Origin of the sequence: Streptomyces tritici (genome assembly GCF_048500665.1) — a bacterium.
GTDB classification, from domain to species: domain Bacteria; phylum Actinomycetota; class Actinomycetes; order Streptomycetales; family Streptomycetaceae; genus Streptomyces; species Streptomyces tritici.
Genome location: NZ_CP183183.1, coordinates 182621 through 199239, shown reverse-complemented (window position 1 = coordinate 199239; position 16619 = coordinate 182621). Strand labels below are relative to the sequence as shown.

Annotated in this window: 17 protein-coding genes; 11 read left to right on the top strand and 6 right to left on the bottom strand. The window is 73.8% G+C overall.

Annotated features, from left to right (window positions below; translation table 11 throughout):
- Positions 1 to 5: 5 nt before the first annotated feature.
- Positions 6 to 1334: a serine hydrolase domain-containing protein gene (locus tag ACNJ93_RS01020; RefSeq protein ID WP_418955369.1), complete on the bottom strand. Its 1329-nt coding sequence runs from the start codon at positions 1332 to 1334 to the stop codon at positions 6 to 8.
- Positions 1335 to 1497: 163 nt separating this feature from the next.
- Positions 1498 to 2664: a winged helix DNA-binding domain-containing protein gene (locus ACNJ93_RS01015; protein ID WP_418955368.1), complete on the bottom strand. Its 1167-nt coding sequence runs from the start codon at positions 2662 to 2664 to the stop codon at positions 1498 to 1500.
- A 133-nt stretch (positions 2665 to 2797) separates the two neighbouring features.
- On the opposite strand from ACNJ93_RS01015, the gene ACNJ93_RS01010 reads away from it, so the two are divergent.
- The 6 genes from ACNJ93_RS01010 to ACNJ93_RS00985 all read left to right on the top strand — a co-directional run bounded on the left by ACNJ93_RS01010 (position 2798) and on the right by ACNJ93_RS00985 (position 8934).
- The gene (locus ACNJ93_RS01010; protein ID WP_418955367.1) at positions 2798 to 4144 is read left to right on the top strand and encodes a 6-phospho-beta-glucosidase; all 1347 of its coding nucleotides are present in this window, start codon (positions 2798 to 2800) and stop codon (positions 4142 to 4144) included.
- A gap of 187 nt (positions 4145 to 4331) precedes the next feature.
- Positions 4332 to 5123, top strand: coding sequence for an ABC transporter substrate-binding protein (locus ACNJ93_RS01005; RefSeq protein ID WP_418961277.1), 792 nt, complete (start codon positions 4332 to 4334; stop codon positions 5121 to 5123).
- Between the two features lie 2 nt (positions 5124 to 5125).
- Positions 5126 to 5914, top strand: a complete 789-nt coding sequence (locus ACNJ93_RS01000; protein ID WP_418955366.1) for an amino acid ABC transporter permease — start codon at positions 5126 to 5128, stop codon at positions 5912 to 5914.
- A gap of 9 nt (positions 5915 to 5923) precedes the next feature.
- Positions 5924 to 6664, top strand: a complete 741-nt coding sequence (locus tag ACNJ93_RS00995) for an amino acid ABC transporter ATP-binding protein (protein ID WP_418955365.1) — start codon at positions 5924 to 5926, stop codon at positions 6662 to 6664.
- 141 nt (positions 6665 to 6805) lie between these two features.
- The gene (locus tag ACNJ93_RS00990; RefSeq protein ID WP_418955364.1) at positions 6806 to 7570 is read left to right on the top strand and encodes an alpha/beta fold hydrolase; all 765 of its coding nucleotides are present in this window, start codon (positions 6806 to 6808) and stop codon (positions 7568 to 7570) included.
- A 167-nt stretch (positions 7571 to 7737) separates the two neighbouring features.
- Positions 7738 to 8934, top strand: a complete 1197-nt coding sequence (locus ACNJ93_RS00985; RefSeq protein ID WP_418955363.1) for an FAD-dependent monooxygenase — start codon at positions 7738 to 7740, stop codon at positions 8932 to 8934.
- Between the two features lie 24 nt (positions 8935 to 8958).
- Here the strand turns inward: ACNJ93_RS00985 and nadE are convergent, their stop codons facing one another.
- Together nadE and ACNJ93_RS00975 are read right to left on the bottom strand one after the other, a co-directional pair.
- The gene (nadE, locus tag ACNJ93_RS00980; protein ID WP_418955362.1) at positions 8959 to 9789 is read right to left on the bottom strand and encodes an ammonia-dependent NAD(+) synthetase; all 831 of its coding nucleotides are present in this window, start codon (positions 9787 to 9789) and stop codon (positions 8959 to 8961) included.
- Between the two features lie 166 nt (positions 9790 to 9955).
- Positions 9956 to 10684, bottom strand: coding sequence for a tyrosine-protein phosphatase (locus ACNJ93_RS00975; protein WP_418955361.1), 729 nt, complete (start codon positions 10682 to 10684; stop codon positions 9956 to 9958).
- Positions 10685 to 10754: 70 nt separating this feature from the next.
- On the opposite strand from ACNJ93_RS00975, the gene ACNJ93_RS00970 reads away from it, so the two are divergent.
- The 4 genes from ACNJ93_RS00970 to ACNJ93_RS00955 all read left to right on the top strand — a co-directional run bounded on the left by ACNJ93_RS00970 (position 10755) and on the right by ACNJ93_RS00955 (position 14096).
- Positions 10755 to 11963, top strand: coding sequence for a hypothetical protein (locus ACNJ93_RS00970; RefSeq protein ID WP_418955360.1), 1209 nt, complete (start codon positions 10755 to 10757; stop codon positions 11961 to 11963).
- Positions 11964 to 12007: 44 nt separating this feature from the next.
- The gene (locus tag ACNJ93_RS00965; RefSeq protein ID WP_418955359.1) at positions 12008 to 12493 is read left to right on the top strand and encodes a GNAT family N-acetyltransferase; all 486 of its coding nucleotides are present in this window, start codon (positions 12008 to 12010) and stop codon (positions 12491 to 12493) included.
- Positions 12494 to 12579: 86 nt separating this feature from the next.
- Complete coding sequence (locus ACNJ93_RS00960; RefSeq protein ID WP_418955358.1) at positions 12580 to 13161, top strand: RDD family protein; 582 nt, start codon at positions 12580 to 12582, stop codon at positions 13159 to 13161.
- A 44-nt stretch (positions 13162 to 13205) separates the two neighbouring features.
- Entirely contained in the window at positions 13206 to 14096 is an 891-nt protein-coding gene (locus ACNJ93_RS00955; protein WP_418955357.1) for an ATP-grasp domain-containing protein, read from the top strand.
- 1 nt (position 14097) lies between these two features.
- On the opposite strand, the gene ACNJ93_RS00950 is transcribed toward ACNJ93_RS00955, so the two are convergent.
- Complete coding sequence (locus ACNJ93_RS00950) at positions 14098 to 14916, bottom strand: isocitrate lyase/PEP mutase family protein (RefSeq protein ID WP_418955356.1); 819 nt, start codon at positions 14914 to 14916, stop codon at positions 14098 to 14100.
- Positions 14917 to 15089: 173 nt separating this feature from the next.
- On the opposite strand from ACNJ93_RS00950, the gene ACNJ93_RS00945 reads away from it, so the two are divergent.
- A complete protein-coding gene (locus tag ACNJ93_RS00945) occupies positions 15090 to 15737 on the top strand; it encodes a DUF6197 family protein (protein ID WP_418961276.1) in 648 nt (215 codons plus the stop codon).
- A 49-nt stretch (positions 15738 to 15786) separates the two neighbouring features.
- Here the strand turns inward: ACNJ93_RS00945 and ACNJ93_RS00940 are convergent, their stop codons facing one another.
- Complete coding sequence (locus ACNJ93_RS00940) at positions 15787 to 16590, bottom strand: endonuclease I family protein (RefSeq protein WP_418955355.1); 804 nt, start codon at positions 16588 to 16590, stop codon at positions 15787 to 15789.
- Positions 16591 to 16619 lie beyond the last annotated feature (29 nt).

Below are 16619 nucleotides of genomic sequence, written 5' to 3'. Positions count from 1 at the left end.
CGCGGCTAGCGCCGCGCCGCCGCCCGCAGCTGCTCGGGGGCGACCGGCGCGTGCGCCGGCGAGGGGCGCACGACCCCGGCGGCCTTCGGGGTCCCGGCCGGGGCGCCCAGTGCCTTGTCCATGTACGCCACGAGCGCGTCCGTGACCGGGTCCGGCTTCGGCTTCCCGTCCTCCTCGAAGCGCTGGTACTTCATCAGGTTGTAGGCGATGGCGACCTGCCGCCGGCCGTCCTCCGTCGACAGCGCCCACGTGCCCGCGCCGAACACGCCGCCGTCGTGGCCCCAGTACCAGCCGCCGCTGGGCATCTTGAGCGCGTACAGGCCGAGCCCGTACCGCATGGCCGGCTCCTCCCCGGGCTCCGTCTCGTACGCGGGCACGGTGGTCTTCATCTCCTTCAGCTCGGCCGGAGCGAGCAGCCGGCCGCCGAGGAGCTGCCGGTAGAACGACACCAGGTCGGACGGCGTGGACACCATCGCCCCGGCCGTGCCGGCCCACGACATGTCGTAGACGCTGTAGTCGCGGGCCGGTTCGATGGCGCCGAAGAACGACTCGTACATCTTCGGGTGCGGACCGGACAGCCGCGGCGAGGCGGGGAAGTACGTGTGCTGCAGCCCGGCCCGGCGTATGACGTTGCGGGTGATGTACGCCTCGGCGTCCTGGCCGGTCACCTTCTCCAGGAGCAGTCCGGCAAGGACGTAGTTGGTGTTGGAGTAGGCGTGCTTGCCGAGCGGCTGGGCGGCCGGGGCGGCCAGGCCGAGGCGGACCAGCTCCTCGGGCTCGACGTGCCGGAACCGGCCCGCGTCCAGGGCCTTGCCGGGGTCCTCCAGGATGCCCGGGAAGGCGGGCAGCACGTAGTCGCCGATGCCGCTGGTGTGGTTCAGCAGCATCCGCACGGTCACCGTGCGCCCGCGCTCGCCGGGCACGAGCTCCGGCAGGTAGCGGCCGATCGGCGCGTCGAGGTCGATCCGGCCGCGGGCGGACTGCTGGAGCAGCGCGACGGCCGTGAAGGTCTTCGTGATGCTGCCGATCCGGTGCCGCATGTCCGCGCGCATCGGCTGCTTCGTGTCGATGTCCGCGTAGCCGGTCGCCCCGCGCCAGCGCGCGTGACCGTCACGGACCGCCGTGTGCGCGCCGTACATGCCCGCCTCGTGGAAGGCGTCCAGTGCGGCCCGCAGCATGGCCCGGTCCAGCGGGGCGGACTGGGCCACCGCCACGGCGGCGGCGGTACGGGCCGGGGCCTCGGGCCCGGCGGCCTGCGCGGGCAGCGGCCCGAGGGCCAGGGATGCCAGGGTGACCGCGGCGACGGCCGCGAGGCGCGGAGAGGTCAGGCGCATGGAACGGGTCCTGTTCTCGTGGGGAGTGGACTGTGCGTCCATCCTCACCGCGCCGACCCGGCCCGTACGTCCGCCTCCCGGACGATCCGACACCCGGGTATCCGATGACAAATGTCATGCGGTGGAGCCGGGGTGACGCGTTATCAGGAGCCGCCGACGTCTGTCAGGCCGTCAGTTCCTTGGTGAGCGGGGCCGGGAAGCGGGCAGCCATCCGGTAGTGCGCCAGCCACTCCTGCAGCGCCGCCGCCTCGGCCTCCACCGCCGCCCGGGCCTCCGCGCCCCGGTCGGCCAGCAGCCGCCAGGCGATCTCGCCGTCCGCGCGCTGCGCCCAGGCGCCGACGATCTCGCCGTTCCACCACACCGTCGGACCGCCGTTGCCCGCCGTGTCGTACAGCAGGGGCCGGTGCTCGGGGTCGACGTACCAGTCGCGATGCTTCCAGCCCATCGTCGCCGGGTCCAGACCCGGGAGGAACGCCGCCCACGGCGCGTCGTCCCGCGACAGCGCCTCGTCGAGCCGGTGGTCGGCGAGGACCAGACCCGTGCCCTCGTCCAGCTCCACCTCGGCGGTCGGGATCCGGCCCAGCGCCTCGCGCACCTGACCGTTCGGCCAGCCCGTCCACCACGCGAGGTCGTCGGCCGTGCCCGGCCCGTAACAGGCGAGCCAGCGGCGCACCAGCTCCGCCCGCGCCTCGGCCGGGTCCATCGGCGGCATCTCCGGGGCCACCGAGTAGCGGAACTGGTTCGACGTCCAGCCGCCCAGCGGCCGGCCGCGCCGGATCCGCCCCTCCATCGCCAGCAGCCGCAGCACCCACCCGCCGACCCGCTGCGTCGCCTGGTACGGCTTGCCCGGCGAGAGCACGATCGTCTCCTGGAGCGCCGGGACCTCGGCCGTCAGCTCGACGGCCCCGGCCTCGCCCAGCCGGGTCAGCGCCTCCAGGGCGGCCTTCTCGGCGGTGTCCAGCCAGCGCCCGTCGCGGGCCGGGCCGGTCGCCGCCAGGTGCTTGAGCAGCGCCGCGCGCTCCCGCCGCGCGATGGCCTCGGAGGTCGAATGGTGGAAGACGGGCACGAGGTCGGTGGGCACGACGAACAGGGTGCGCCGCATGCAGTGCATCCGCAGCAGCGTCCGGTCCTCGTACAGCGCCCGGTCCACGTCCGCCGGCGAGGGCTCCCGCACCCGCGCCCGCGCCGACAGGACCACGCTGGCGGCGTCGGTCGCGTGCAGCCCGACCAGCGTCTCGGCGACGTCCTCGACGAGCCCGGCCCGTTCCCCGGGGGCCAGCAGATGACGGTGCCCGAGCAGTCGCCGGCGTTCGGCAGGGGTGATCCGCATGCTCCCAGCGTAGGCCGCGGGGGCCCCGGCGCGCCGTCCGCCGCCGCCCGCCCGCGTCGGCGTGTCCGCCGCTCCGTGCGGCGCGCGGACCGGCAGTAGGGTGCACGGTGTGCTTGCCGAACGACGACACCGGGTGACCCTGACCATCCTCGGCGGAGGCGGCTTCCGCGTCCCCCTCGTGTACGGGGCGCTGCTGCGCGACCGGCGCGAGGGCCGGGTCACCCACGTCACCCTGCACGACGTCGACCCGGCCCGGCTCGCGGCCGTGGCCCGGGTCCTGGCCGAGCAGGCCGCCGACGTGCCCGACGCTCCCGAGGTCAGGGTCACCACCGACCTCGACGACGCCCTGCGCGGCACCGACTTCGTGTTCTCCGCCATCCGCGTGGGCGGCCTGGAGGGGCGCGCCGCCGACGAGCGCGTCGCGCTCGCGGAGGGCGTGCTCGGGCAGGAGACGGTCGGCGCCGGGGGCATCGCGTACGGGCTGCGCACCCTGCCGGTCGCCGTCGACATCGCGCGCCGGGTCGCCCGGCTCGCGCCCGACGCCTGGGTCATCAACTTCACCAACCCGGCCGGCCTGGTCACCGAGGCCATGGCCCGGCACCTCGGCGACCGCGTCATCGGCATCTGCGACTCGCCCGTGGGCCTCGGCCGGCGGCTCGCGCGGGTGCTCGGCGCGGACCCGGACCGGGCCCGCGTCGACTACGCGGGCCTCAACCACCTGGGCTGGGTGCGCGGCCTGTACGTCGACGGCCGCGACGAGCTGCCCCGGCTGCTCGCCGACCCGAAGCTGCTCGAATCCTTCGAGGAGGGGCGGCTGTTCGGGGCGGACTGGCTGCGCTCGCTCGGCGCGGTCCCCAACGAATACCTGCACTACTACTACTTCAACCGGGAGGCCGTCCGCGCCTACCAGGAGGCCGAGCAGACGCGCGGCGCCTTCCTGCGCGACCAACAGGCCCGGTTCTACGCGGAGATGGCCGACCCCGGGGCGCCGGCCCTGCGGACCTGGGACCGGACCCGCGCCGAGCGGGAGGCCACGTACATGGCGGAGAACCGGGACGTCGCGGGCGCCGGCGAACGCGCCGAGGACGACCTGGAGTCGGGCGGCTACGAGCAGGTCGCGCTGGCCTTGATGCGGGCCGTCGCCCGGGACGAGCGGACCACGCTCATCCTCAACGTCCGCAACCGGACCACCCTCGCGGGCCTGGACGCCGACGCCGTGGTGGAGGTGCCGTGCGTCGTCGACGCGAACGGCGCCCGACCGCTGGCCGCCGAGCCGCTGCCGTACCACGCCGCCGGTCTCGTCACCGCCGTGAAGGCGGTGGAGCGGGAGGTCATCGCCGCGGCCGCGAGCGGCTCGCGCGCCGCGGCCGTGAAGGCGTTCGCGCTGCACCCGCTGGTCGACTCCCTGGCCGTCGCCCGCCGTCTGCTCGACGGCTACACCGCGGTCCACCCGGGTCTGGCGTACCTCCGCGAGCGGTAGGGGACGCGGGGCGGGGCCGACGGTGCGTCCGGAGAGATCGCGGACGCCCCCTGGCGTTTCCTGATCGACTCCGACATTCTGTGCGTCATTCGCGCACGCGGACCGTCGCCGATCCGCACCGTTCCGGCTTTCAGCGCAAGGGGAATGCATGAGCTCGTTCCGCCTGTCCTACCGCCGTATCGCTGTCATGTCCCTGCCTTTCGTGCTCGCCGCGCCGCTCACCGGCTGCGGCAGCGGCGACGAGGGCGCCACCGTCAAGGGAGCCGAGCTCGTCAAGGCCGGTCAGCTGACCACCTGCACCCATCTCCCGTACGCGCCCTTCCAGTCCGAGAAGGACGGCAAGGTCGTCGGCTTCGACGTCTCCATGATCGACCTCGTCGCCGAGGACCTCGGCGTGAAGCAGGTCGTCGTCGACAAGTCCTTCGAGACCATCAAGACCGGCGCGGACCTCAACGCGGGCGTCTGCGACGTCGCCGCCGCGGGCATGACGATCACCGACGAACGCAAGAAGAACCTCGACTTCTCCGTCCCCTACTTCGACGCCACCCAGGCGCTCCTGGCCCGCAAGGGCGTCAAGGCCGCCACCGTCGAGGACATCGTCGCGCAGAAGCTCAAGCTCGGCTCCCAGTCGTCCACCACCGGCGAGGACTTCGCCCGCGAGCACGGCGCCGACCCGCAGTCCTTCGAGAGCTCCGACGCCGAGCTCAACGGACTGCGCACCGGCCAGGTCGACGTGATCGTGCAGGACTACCCGGTCGTCCAGAACTGGCTCAAGGACCCGGCCACGGCAGCCAAGTTCGAGATCGTCGGCAACCTCGACACCGGCGAGCAGTACGGCTTCGCCGTGAAGAAGGGCGGCAACCCCGAACTGCTCAAGCTGATCGACAAGGCCATCACCGACGCCAAGGCCGACGGCACCTACAAGAAGCTGTACGAGCAGTGGATCGGACCCATGCCGAACGGCGCCGACGCGTCGTGACCATGTCGCCCCGTCGCCGGCGGCGCCTCGTCCGTGCCGTCCAGTACGCCGTCTTCGCCGCGGTCCTCGCGGCCGTCGTCGCGCTGGCCGACTGGCAGCGGCTCCAGGAGCAGTTCCTGGAACCGGACGTCGCCCGCCGGCTGTTCCCCGACCTGATCACGGTCGCCCTGCTCAACACCGTGGTCTACACGCTCAGCGGCTTCGCCGTCGGCCTGGTGCTCGGCCTCGTCGTCGCCCTCATGCGGCTGTCGTCGGTCGGTCCGTACCGCTGGCTCGCCATGGTGTACATCGAGCTGTTCCGCGGCCTGCCCGCCCTGCTGATCTTCATCTTCGTCGGGGTCGGCGTCCCGCTCGCCTTCCCCGGGCTGACGTTCCCCGGCGGCACGTACGGCCAGGTCGCCTGCGCCCTCGGCCTGGTATCCGCCGCGTACATGGCCGAGACCATCCGGGCCGGGATCCAGGCCGTGCCCCGCGGCCAGCTGGAGGCGGCCCGCTCGCTCGGCATGTCGCAGTTCACCGCGATGCGCTCGATCGTCATCCCGCAGGCCTTCCGGATCATCGTGCCCCCGCTCACCAACGAACTGGTCCTGCTCTTCAAGGACTCCTCGCTGGTGCTGTTCCTCGGCGTCACCCTCCAGCAGCGCGAACTCACCAAGTTCGGCCGGGACCTGGCGAGCACCACCGCCAACACCACCCCGATCTTCGTGGCCGGCCTGTGCTACCTGCTGGTGACGGTGCCGCTCGGCCAGGTGGTGCGCCGGCTGGAGGCCAAGCATGCGAAGGCGAGGTGAGCGGCGGCCATGACCGCGGCCATCGAGATCAGAAACCTGCGCAAGTCCTTCGGCGACCACGAGGTGCTGCGCGGCATCGACTTCACCGTGGCCGCCGGCGAGGTCGTCTGCGTCATCGGACCCTCCGGCTCCGGCAAGTCGACGCTGCTGCGCTGCGTGAACCTCCTGGAGGAGCCCACCGACGGCAGCGTCACCGTCGACGGGGTCGACCTGACCGACCCGAACGTCGACCTCGACGCCGTCCGCCGCCGGATCGGCATGGTCTTCCAGCAGTTCAACCTGTTCCCGCACCTGAACGTGCTGGAGAACCTGACCATCGCCCAGCGGCGCGTCCTCGGCCGGGGCAAGGAGCGGGCGGCCGCCGTCGCCCGCGACAACCTGGCCCGCGTCGGTCTCGCCGACCGCGCCGACAGCTACCCGGCCCAGCTCTCCGGCGGCCAGCAGCAGCGCGTCGCCATCGCCCGCGCCCTGTCGATGGGCCCCGCGCTGATGCTCTTCGACGAACCCACCAGCGCCCTCGACCCCGAACTCGTCGGCGACGTGCTCGCCGTCATGCGCGCCCTCGCCGCCGAGGGCATGACCATGATGGTCGTCACCCACGAGATGGGCTTCGCCCGCGACGTCGCCGACCGGGTCGTCTTCATGGACGACGGCCGCGTCGTGGAGGAGGGACCGCCCGCGCAGGTCCTCGGCGACCCGGCGCACGAACGCACCCGCGCGTTCCTGGCCCGCGTCCTGCACACCGGCTGAGGCGCGCACCGCGCACCAGCGCACCGCGCACCGGCGCACCCCGCGACGCGCTCCCCGGCGCGGTTGACCCGACCCGGGGAGCCCGCGAGACTCGGGCCGCCGGGCACTCCGCGCCGACCACCGCAACCCCAGGGAGCCTTGATGGCAGGTCAGATCCTTCCGCACGACGTACACGGCACCGGCCCGGCCCGGGTGATCGTGCTCCACAACTGGTTCGCCGACCGCTCCAGCTTCGACGCGTTCCGCGCGCACGCCGACCCCGAGGCCCACACCTACGCCTTCCTGGACTGCCGCGGCTACGGCGACGCGATCGACGCCGAGGGCGCGTACACCATGGAGGAGGTCGCCGAGGACGCCCTCGCCGTCGCCGACCACCTCGGCTGGGACGAGTTCTCCGTCCTCGGCCACTCCATGGGCGGCAAGGCGGCCCAGTGGATGCTCCTCCGGGCCCCCGGGCGGATCCGCTCCCTGATCGGCGTCGCCCCCGTGCCCGCCGCCGGCTTCCCCTTCGACGAGCAGAGCTGGGAGCTGTTCAGCAAGGCCGCCGAGGAGCCGGGGAACCGCCGCGTCATCATCGACCACACCACCGGCGGCCGGCACGACGACGCGTGGCTCGACGCCATGGTGGAGCGCTCGCTCGCCCGCTCCTCCCAGACCGCGTTCCGCGCCTACCTGGACTCCTGGTCCGGCACGGACTTCCATGAGCAGATCAAGGGCAACCCCACCCCCGTCCTCCTGGTCGCCGGCGCCCACGACCCGGCGCTGGGCGCCGCCACCATGGAGGCCACCTGGCTGCAGTGGTATCCCAACGCCCGCCTCGAGGTGTTCGACGAGGCCGGCCACCACGCGCCGGAGGAGACCCCGGCCGAACTCGCGACCGTCGTCGAGCGTTTCCTCGCGAACTGACCGGCGCAGCGACCCGCCGACCGGCCGGCGAACGGACCCGTGAACCGGCCGGCGAACGGACACGCGAACGGACCCGGCGCACCCCGTGCCGCAACGCCGTCGACGCCCGGCCGGACTGCTACCCTGCGCTGTCGATTACTCACCACGTGTCATCGCCGGGAGCATCCTTGAAGGTCGCCTGCGTCGGCGGCGGTCCCGCCGGCCTGTACTTCTCCATCCTGATGAAGCTGCAGGACCCGTCCCACGACATCACCGTGTACGAGCGGAACCCCGCCGGATCCACCTACGGCTGGGGGGTGACCTACTGGGCCGGGCTGCTCGACCGGCTCACCGCGCACGACCCGGAGTCGGCCCGGGCGATCGCCGAGAGTTCCGTGCGCTGGAGCGACGGGACCGCCCACGTCGGCGGCGTCACCACCACGCACCACGGCGACGAGGGCTTCGGCATCGGCCGGCACCGGCTCCTGGACATCCTCACCGAGCGCGCGCGGTCCCTCGGCGTCCGCGTCGCCTTCGAGCACGAACTCGGCCCGGACGACGTGCCCGACGCCGACCTCGTCGTCGCCGCCGACGGCATCAACAGCCGGCTGCGCGAACGGCACGCCGACCACTTCGGGGCGCGGATCGCCGTCGGCCGCAACGTCTACACCTGGCTCGGCACCACCCGCGTCTTCGACTCCTTCACCTTCTCCTTCGTCGAGACCGAGCACGGCTGGATCTGGTGCTACGCCTACGGGTTCAGCGACGACCACAGCACCTGCGTCGTCGAATGCGCCCCCGAGACGTGGACCGGCCTCGGCCTGGACGCGATGAACGAGGCCGACGGACTGCGGTCCCTGGAGAAGCTGTTCGCCGACGTTCTCGACGGGCACCCGCTGATCGGCCGGGCCCAGGCCGACGACGCCGTGCAGTGGCTGAACTTCCGTACCCTGACCAACGACACCTGGCACCGCGGCGACCTCGTGCTGCTCGGCGACGCCGCACACACCACGCACTACTCCATCGGCGCCGGCACCACCCTCGCCCTGGAGGACGCCGTCGCCCTCGCCGAGGCGCTGCGCACCACCCCCGAGCTGCCCGCCGCGCTCGCCCGCTACGAGCGGGAACGGCGCGACGCGCTGCTGTCCGTGCAGAGCGCCGCGCGCCACAGCGCCCAGTGGTACGAGAACCTTCCGCGGTACATCCACCTGCCGCCCGCGCAGATGTTCGCGCTGCTCGGCCAGCGGCACTCCCCGCTGCTGCCGTACGTGCCGCCACAGCTGTACTACCGGATCGACCGGGCCGTCGAGCGGCTCGACGGCCTGCGCCGGCTCAAGCGCCGGCTGGGCCCCCGCGTCGCCCGCGCCCTGCACGCGCGACGCTGAGGCCCGCCGGCCGGAGCGGACGGATCAGGGCGCGATCGGCAGCTGCCGCTTGTGCTCCGTGAGCCGGTACCGGCGCACGATCGACGCGTACGCCGCCTCGGAGACCGGCTTGCCCTCCAGGAAGTCGTCGATGTCGTCGTACGTCACGCCCAGCGCGTCCTCGTCGGGCTTGCCCGGGTCCAGGGTCTCCAGGTCCGCGGTCGGGGTCTTCCACACCAGCTCGGCGGGCGCGCCCAGGGCGTCCGCCACGGCGCGCACCCGGCGCTTGGTCAGGCCCGTCAGCGGCACCACGTCGGCCGCGCCGTCGCCGAACTTCGTGAAGAAGCCCGACACCGCCTCGGCCGCGTGGTCCGTGCCCACCACCAGACCGTCGTGGGCGCCGGCCACCGCGTACTGCGCGATCATCCGCTGCCGGGCCTTGATGTTGCCGTGCACGAAGTCCTGGTGGTGCGCGTTCCGGAAGGTCAGGCCGCCCGCGACCGCCGCGTCCAGGGCCGCGTCCGAGGCCGGCTTCACGTCCACGGTCAGGACCTGGTCGGCCCGGATGAAGGAGAGCGCGAGCTGCGCGTCCCGCTCGTCCGCCTGCACGCCGTACGGCAGGCGCATCGCGTAGAAGACGGCGTCGTGGCCGGCCTCCCGGGCCCGCTCCACGGCGAGCTGGCACAGCCGGCCCGTCGTCGTGGAGTCCACACCGCCGCTGATGCCGAGGACCAGGGAGCGCAGCCCGGTCGACGTCAGCCGGTCGGCGAGGAACGCGACCCGGCGCTCGATCTCGGCCGCCGCGTCGAAGACGTCGGCCACCTGGAGTTCTGCGGCGATCTCCTGCTGCTCTGCGGTGGGGACCGGCTCGGTCACGGATGCTCCTCGGGGTACGTCGGTGCTGGTACGTCCCCGACTCTATGCGCCCCGTCCCGCACCCGGCCCCGGCCCTCCCGTGACCCCCGTCACGAGCGGGCCGGCGCCCGCGGTCGAGGGGCCCTCACGCGCCCATGCCGCCGCCGAAGAAGCCCCGGCCCGGTGCTCAGTCGGTCAGCAGGCGGGCGCGCAGTCGGTCGACCGTCTCCTCGTCGGCGCCCACGTGGTCCCGTACGTATCCCTCCACCGAGCCGTACGTCCGCCGCAGATCGCCGAGGAACAGCCGGATGACGTCCTCCGGGGCGCGCCCGTAGCCCGGCCAGCGGAGCTTCCGGCCCGGGTGCGCGGCCTGCCAGTCGGCGACGAGGCGCTCCGTCGCCAGCTCGGTGAGAGCGAAGTCCGCCGCGACGGTGTCCTCGTCCACCCCGACGAGGGTGAGGACCAGCGCGGCCAGCAGACCCGTGCGGTCCTTGCCGGAGGCGCAGTGGAACACCTGCGGCCCCTCGCCGTCCGCCAGGAGCTCCAGCGCCCGGCGCAGCTCCACCGCCCCGTCGAGGGCGACCTCCGCGTACCGGTCCGCGAGGTACCGCCACGGGTCGAGCGCCGGATCGATCTCCGCCTGGTCGTAGGGCCGGTGCTCGATGCTGAGATTCGCGTACGCGAGCCCCTCGGCCTCCGGAACCCGCCCCTTGGCCTCGATCTCCCACGGGTACCGCAGATCGATCACCGTCCGCACGCCCAGCTCCAGGAACCGTTCCCAGTCCTCGCCGCGCAGCTTGCCGAGCGAGTCGGCGCGGTACAGCCGCCCCCACCGGACACTGCGGCCGTCGCCGGTCCGATAGCCGCCCAGGTCACGAAAGTTGTGCAGCCGCGCGAAGGGTATGTGTCGTCTCATCCGGTCACCCTAGACCGGCTCGTCCGACCTGCGGCCGAAGGGCGCGCGGGGGCGTGGTTAGGGTGTGGCCATGCCTCTCCCCGAAGACTTCGCCGAGCTGACCGCACACCCCGACTTCTGGGGGGTGTACCTCTTCGAGGGCGAGGACGCCGGTCCGTTCGAGGACGACGACGAGGACGGCGACGGCGACGGCGTCGAGGCCGTGTCGGCCGCGTTCGGCGCCGGGGGCGGGCACGCGCTCGTGCTGGACGTCGACCTGGGTGCGGAGTCCGTGGAGCTGGGGCTCGCGGTCCCCGGCCGCGAGGAGGCCGCCGAGCTCGGCTGGGACGACCGGGCCCACTGTCATCCCCACGTCATGAGCTGGGCCGAACTCGACCTGTTGGCCCGCGCCGTCGCCCTGCACGACCCGGAACTCCGGCACCCCGGCCCCGTGCTGGCCCTGCTCGCCCGGTTCGCCTTCCTCACCGAGGGCGACGACCCCGACGGCGTCGTCCCGTACGTCGACGCCGCCTTCGGCGCGGTCCGCCCGGGCGGGGAGTGCGGCGTGCGCGCCGACACCCGGGACTGGTTCGAGGCCCGCGACCTGCGCGACGAGCCGGTGCGGTGGACGGCCGGCCCCGGCGGCGTGCCGGCCGCCCTCGCCGAGGGCGAGTCCTCGCTGGACACCCTGCGCACCGCCGACTCCGACTTCCCCTTCGCCGCGTGGGGTGCCCTGCTCGCCGAGGCCGAGGAGACCGTCGCCGCCGCCGTCCGGCAGCCCGCGCTCGCCGACCCCGCCGTCCGCGAGGCGCTCGACCGCGCCTCCGCACCCGGCGGGCACGAGGCGGCCGCACCGCTCGCCGACGCCCTGCGCACGGCGGGCTACGAGCAGCCCGTGCTGCTCCGCGCCCTCACCGAACCCGTCGGCCGCGCCGAGACCGCCTGGGCCGTGGCGACCCTCGCGGGGCTTCCCACCGGGACCGTCGCCGGCCGCTGGTACGGCCGAAGCCCGCTGACCGGGGCCCGCTCCTGGGACCTCGTGCTGCGCCTCGCCACCCCGGAGCCGGTCGTCGGCCTGGCCGAGACGCTGGACGAGGCGCTCAGGGAGGCGCGCCTCGGCAGGGCCGAGATCGCGGGCGGCGGCAGCGACCACACCTCCCTGGACGTCCTCGTCCGTGACGACCTCGACGGCGGCGTCTCCCTCGTCGCCGAGTCCCTCGTCCGCCACGGACTGGCCCCGGTCGCCCGGCTCCACCACGCCGCCGCGCCCCACGAGCCGGTCGCGCTGCCCTCGCCCTGAATCTCCTTGGCCCGGAGCCCGCTCCAGGACGTAGCCTGCGCCCCATGCCCGAACTCCAGCGTCTGCGCGCCGACCACGCCCCCGCCCTGCTGGCCTTCGAGCGGGAGAACCGCGCCTACTTCGCCCGCTCCATACCCGACCGGGGCGACGCGTACTTCGCCGAGTTCGCGGAGCAGCACCGGGAGCGGCTCGACGAGCAGGACGCCGGCGGCATCCACTTCCACGTGCTCGTCGCCGAGGACGGAGAGATCCTCGGCCGGGTGAACCTCGTCGACGTGGCGGACGGCTCCGCCGAACTCGGCTACCGCATCGCCGAGAAGGCGAGCGGCCGCGGCCTCGCCACGGCGTCGGTGCGCCGGATGGTGGAGCTGGCCCGCACCGCGTACGGGCTCCGCCGGCTCACGGCCGTGACCACCCTCGACAACCACGCGTCACGCGCCGTGCTGGCGCGCGCGGGCTTCGTGCCGACCGGCGACCTCGTCCTCGACGGCCGTCCCGGCACGGCGTACGAACTCCTGCTGGACGCCTGAACGCGCGGCCGATTGGACAAGGAGGCGGCCGTACGGGAACGATGACCGGCCGTCCCGTACCCGAGAACCCATGGAGGGGCAGCGCCATGAGCTTTGGCGACCCGAACGATCCCTACAACCAGCAGCCGCCGCAGGGGCAGCCGCCCTACGGCTACCCCCAGCAGGCCCCGCAGGGCGTCCCGCCGCAGTACGGCTACCCGCAGCAGCCCGCCCAGCCGTACGGCGCGGCGTACCCGCCCGTCATCGGCGGCTTCCCCGAGCTCGCCCACTGGGGCCTGCGGGTCGGCGCGTACATGCTCGACGGCCTGATCATCGCGGGGCCGATGTACGCCCTCGGCTTCACGGAGCTGGCCCTCAACGGGAGCGACGAGCCCGGCCCCATCTTCGCCGTCGGCGTCGTGTACGCCCTCTGCATGGCCTTCTTCCAGCTGTACCGGGAGGGCAGGACCGGCCAGTCCACCGGCAAGAAGGTCATGGGCATCAGCCTGCTCCGTGAGCGGGACGGAAGCCCGCTCGGCTTCGGCATGGCGTTCGTGCGCAAGATCGCCCACATCGTCGACTCCCTCGCGTGCTACCTCGGCTGGCTGTGGCCGCTCTGGGACGAGAAGAAGCAGACCTTCGCCGACAAGATCTGCGGCACCGTCGTCGTCCGCGCGAACCGGGGCTGACCTTGCCGTACGGCGCGCCTGTCGGAGACCGTAGAGTCTCCGGCATGCCGCCGTCGCTCCTCTACTGCGCCGACCCGCTCGACCCCCGCCGCGCCGACGCCCATTTCGCGGCCGAGGCGGGCGCGGCGCGGGCGGGCGGCGGCACGGTCGCCCTCGTCGACCACGACGCCCTGCTGGCCGGCGAGCCGGAGCGGGCCGTGGCCCGCGTGCCCCGGGGCCTCGGGCCCTGCTGGTACCGCGGCTGGATGATCCCCGCGGACCGCTACCGGGATCTCGCCCGCGCCCTGGAGGGGCGAGGCGCCTCGCTGCTCGTGACACCCGAGCGGTACCGGGCGGCTCACGAACTGCCCGGCTGGTACGAGGAGTTCGCGGAACTGACGCCGCCCAGCGTCTGGACCGAGGGGGTCTCCCTCGCGGACGTCGGCGCGCTGGCGCGGCGGCTGCCGCCCGGTCCCGGGATCGTCAAGGACTACGTGAAGTCCCGCAAGCACGAGTGGGACGAGGCCTGTTACGTCCCCGACCTCCACGAGCCCGCCGGACTCGCCCGCGTCGTGGGGCGGTTCGCGGAACTGCAGGGCGAGTGGCTGGCCGGCGGCGTGGTCCTGCGGGTCTTCGAGCCGTACGAGCGGCCCGCCTCCGTGGCGACCGAACTGCGGGTCTGGTGGCTGGACGGCGCGCCCCGGCTGGTCACCCCGCACCCGGACGGCCCCGCCGCGCATGATCCGGTCCCCGCCGCCGCACTCGACCGGTACGCCGACGCCGTGGCCCGGCTCGGCTGCCGGTTCGTCACCACCGATCTGGCGCGCCGCACCGACGGGGTGTGGCGCGTGGTGGAGGTGGGCGACGGACAGGTCAGCGACGCCCACGCCGCCACCGACCCGGGCCTGCTGCCGCGCCTCCTGCTCGACGTCCCGGAAAGCGGCGGCCCCCGCTGAGTCAGACCTCCGGTCCCGGGGCGAACGCCTCGGCGAGGCGGTCGGCCTCGGCGTAGCCGGGGACCCCGTCCACCGCGAGCGGCGTCCCCTCGGCGACCGCCCGCGCGGCGGCCACGGCTCCGTGCAGGGCCGTGCGGAACAGCAGTGAGCCCGTGCTGACCCGGCCCACGCCGAGACCGGCCAGCTCCGGCACGGAGGCGCCGCCGGGGGAGTACAGCACGTTCAGCGGGACGCGCAGCACCGAGACGAGCCCGGCGAGCGCCGGCCGGTCCTGGAGACCGGGGACGAACAGGCCGTCCGCGCCCGCCTCCTGGTACGCGAGCGCGCGGGCCTCGGTCTCGGCGGCGTGGCCGGGGAGCCAGTACGTGTCGGTGCGGGCGTTCAGGAACAGCGCGGGGGCCGCCGCCTTCACCGCCCGGATCAGCGCGCACTGCTCCTCCGGGCGGGCGAGGGAGCCGTCCGGCCGGCCGTCCTCCAGGTTCACGCCGACCACGCCGAGGGCGGCCAGTTCGGCGGCCAGCGCGCCCACCTCGTCCGGACCGCCGCCGAACCCGCCCTCGATGTCGACGCTGACGAGCGCGTCCAGCCGGCTCAGGCCCCGGGCCAGGGCGAGCGTCTCCGCGCGGGTGTCGCCCGTGGCGTCCGGTTTCCCGGCCGCGGCGGCCACGCCCAGACTCGTCGTGCCGACGGCCCGGAACCCGGCCGCGACGAGCGCGGCGGCCGAGGCGTGGTCCCACGCGTTCGGCAGGACGAGCGGCGCGCCGGGCCGGTGCAGGGCGCGGAACTCCGCGAAGCGGTCGGTGGCGTGTGTGTCGTTCATGCCGTCGACGGTAGGCCCACGACCGTTCGGCGTTCGCCGAAGCGTGGCCGGGGCGGGCGGACGGTGCGGGCAGCGTGCTCAAGCCAGGGCGGGAGATAACCGACATTCTCCTCATAAGGGACGACCCTGGAGGAGTACGCGTGCCGACCGACATCCAGATCCTGACCGACACCCTGAGTCCCACTGACGCCCTGAGTCCCACCGGCACTCTGTGCCCGACCGACGCCCTCGACCGCGAAGCGGCCGCGCTCTACGACACCGCGGCCTGGCGGGAGCTCGTCGCCCACTGGGAGCTGACGGCTCCCGAACCGGCCCCCCGCGCGCCGGAGCCCCAGCCGGCCCCCGGCGACGACTGGCGGGCCCTGCTGTCCGTCCCCGTCGAGCGGCTCGTGGCCTCCGCGCTCGACGCGCTGCCGCCCGCCCCGCCCGCCGAACGGCCGCTCCCCGGCCGGCTCGGGGCGATCCTGCCCGACCGCCTCCATGCCTGGCGCCGCATCGGCCAGCCGGACGTGCGGCCGTCCGTCCACCTCGGCCACGCCCGCCGCGTCCTCGTCGAGTGGGGCTGGCAGAACCGCCCGTACAAGCTGCGCGACGTCCGCGGCGCCCGCTGCGTCTGCGGTGCGCTCCTCACCGCGCACCGCCTCGGCTACGGCAGCGCCGACACCATGAACCGCGCCGCCGCCTGGATCGTCACCGAACTCCGCGCGCAGGGCTGGACGGACCTCATCGGCCCCTGGAACCGCGCCCCGGGCCGTACGGCCGCCGACGCCCTGTCCCTCGTCGACGCCACGATCCGCCGCGCCGCCCTGGCGGGGGAGTGACAGGGCTGCGCCGGGCCCCTGGGGAGCCCGGCGCACCCGGCGTCCGGGTCTACCAGATCGCCTCGACCCACTCCGGGTGGTCGATGAACGGGTTCCGGTTGCCCTGGTACGAGTTGTGGATGACGTCGTTGCGGCGCTTCTCGAAGGTGCTCGGCGGGTCCAGCTCGTTCCACTGCTTCAGGACCGCGAGACGGCCGTGGAACGGCACGCTGCCGTTGGTGGTCGACTCGTTGGGCTCCAGGTCGGCCCAGGCGTCGTCGCCCTCGTAGCGGACGGCCATGTACAGGATCATGCGGGCCACGTCGCCCTTGTCGGCGTTGCGCGGCTCGAACGAGTTGGAGTCCGTGTAGCTGCCGGAGGCGCCGCTGACCGGGCTGCCGCCGAAGTCCCAGTCCTTGTTGCCGCGGATGCTGTTGACCTGCACGTCGCACGCGCGCAGGTGGTGCAGGTCCGTGCCGGGGCCGGCAGAGGTGCCGAAGCTGCCGTGGGACTGCGCCCACACGTGCTCGCGGTTCCAGTCGCCGAGGTCCCCGCCGCTCAGGGACTTGCTGCGGGAGACGCCGCTGTACATGAGGAGGACGTTGGCGGTGTTGTTCGGGTCCTGGTCGGTGACCTTCAGCGCGTTCCACACCGCGTCGTACGAGATCTTCGACTGGTTGCGGATGATTCCGTGCAGCGAGGACTTGAGGGCGGTGCCCGTCTTGCCCATCGCGCCCGCGTAGTAGGTGTCGTCGTACGGGGTGGTCGTCGCGGCGGCCGGGGTCGCGGTGACGGCCGGCAGGGTGAGGCCGACCAGCACGGCGGAGACGGCGGCCGCCGTCGCCTTCCAACTGCGTATGCGCGCAGCGAACATGGGGGGTCCCTCTCTCGGGGGCGGGGGGT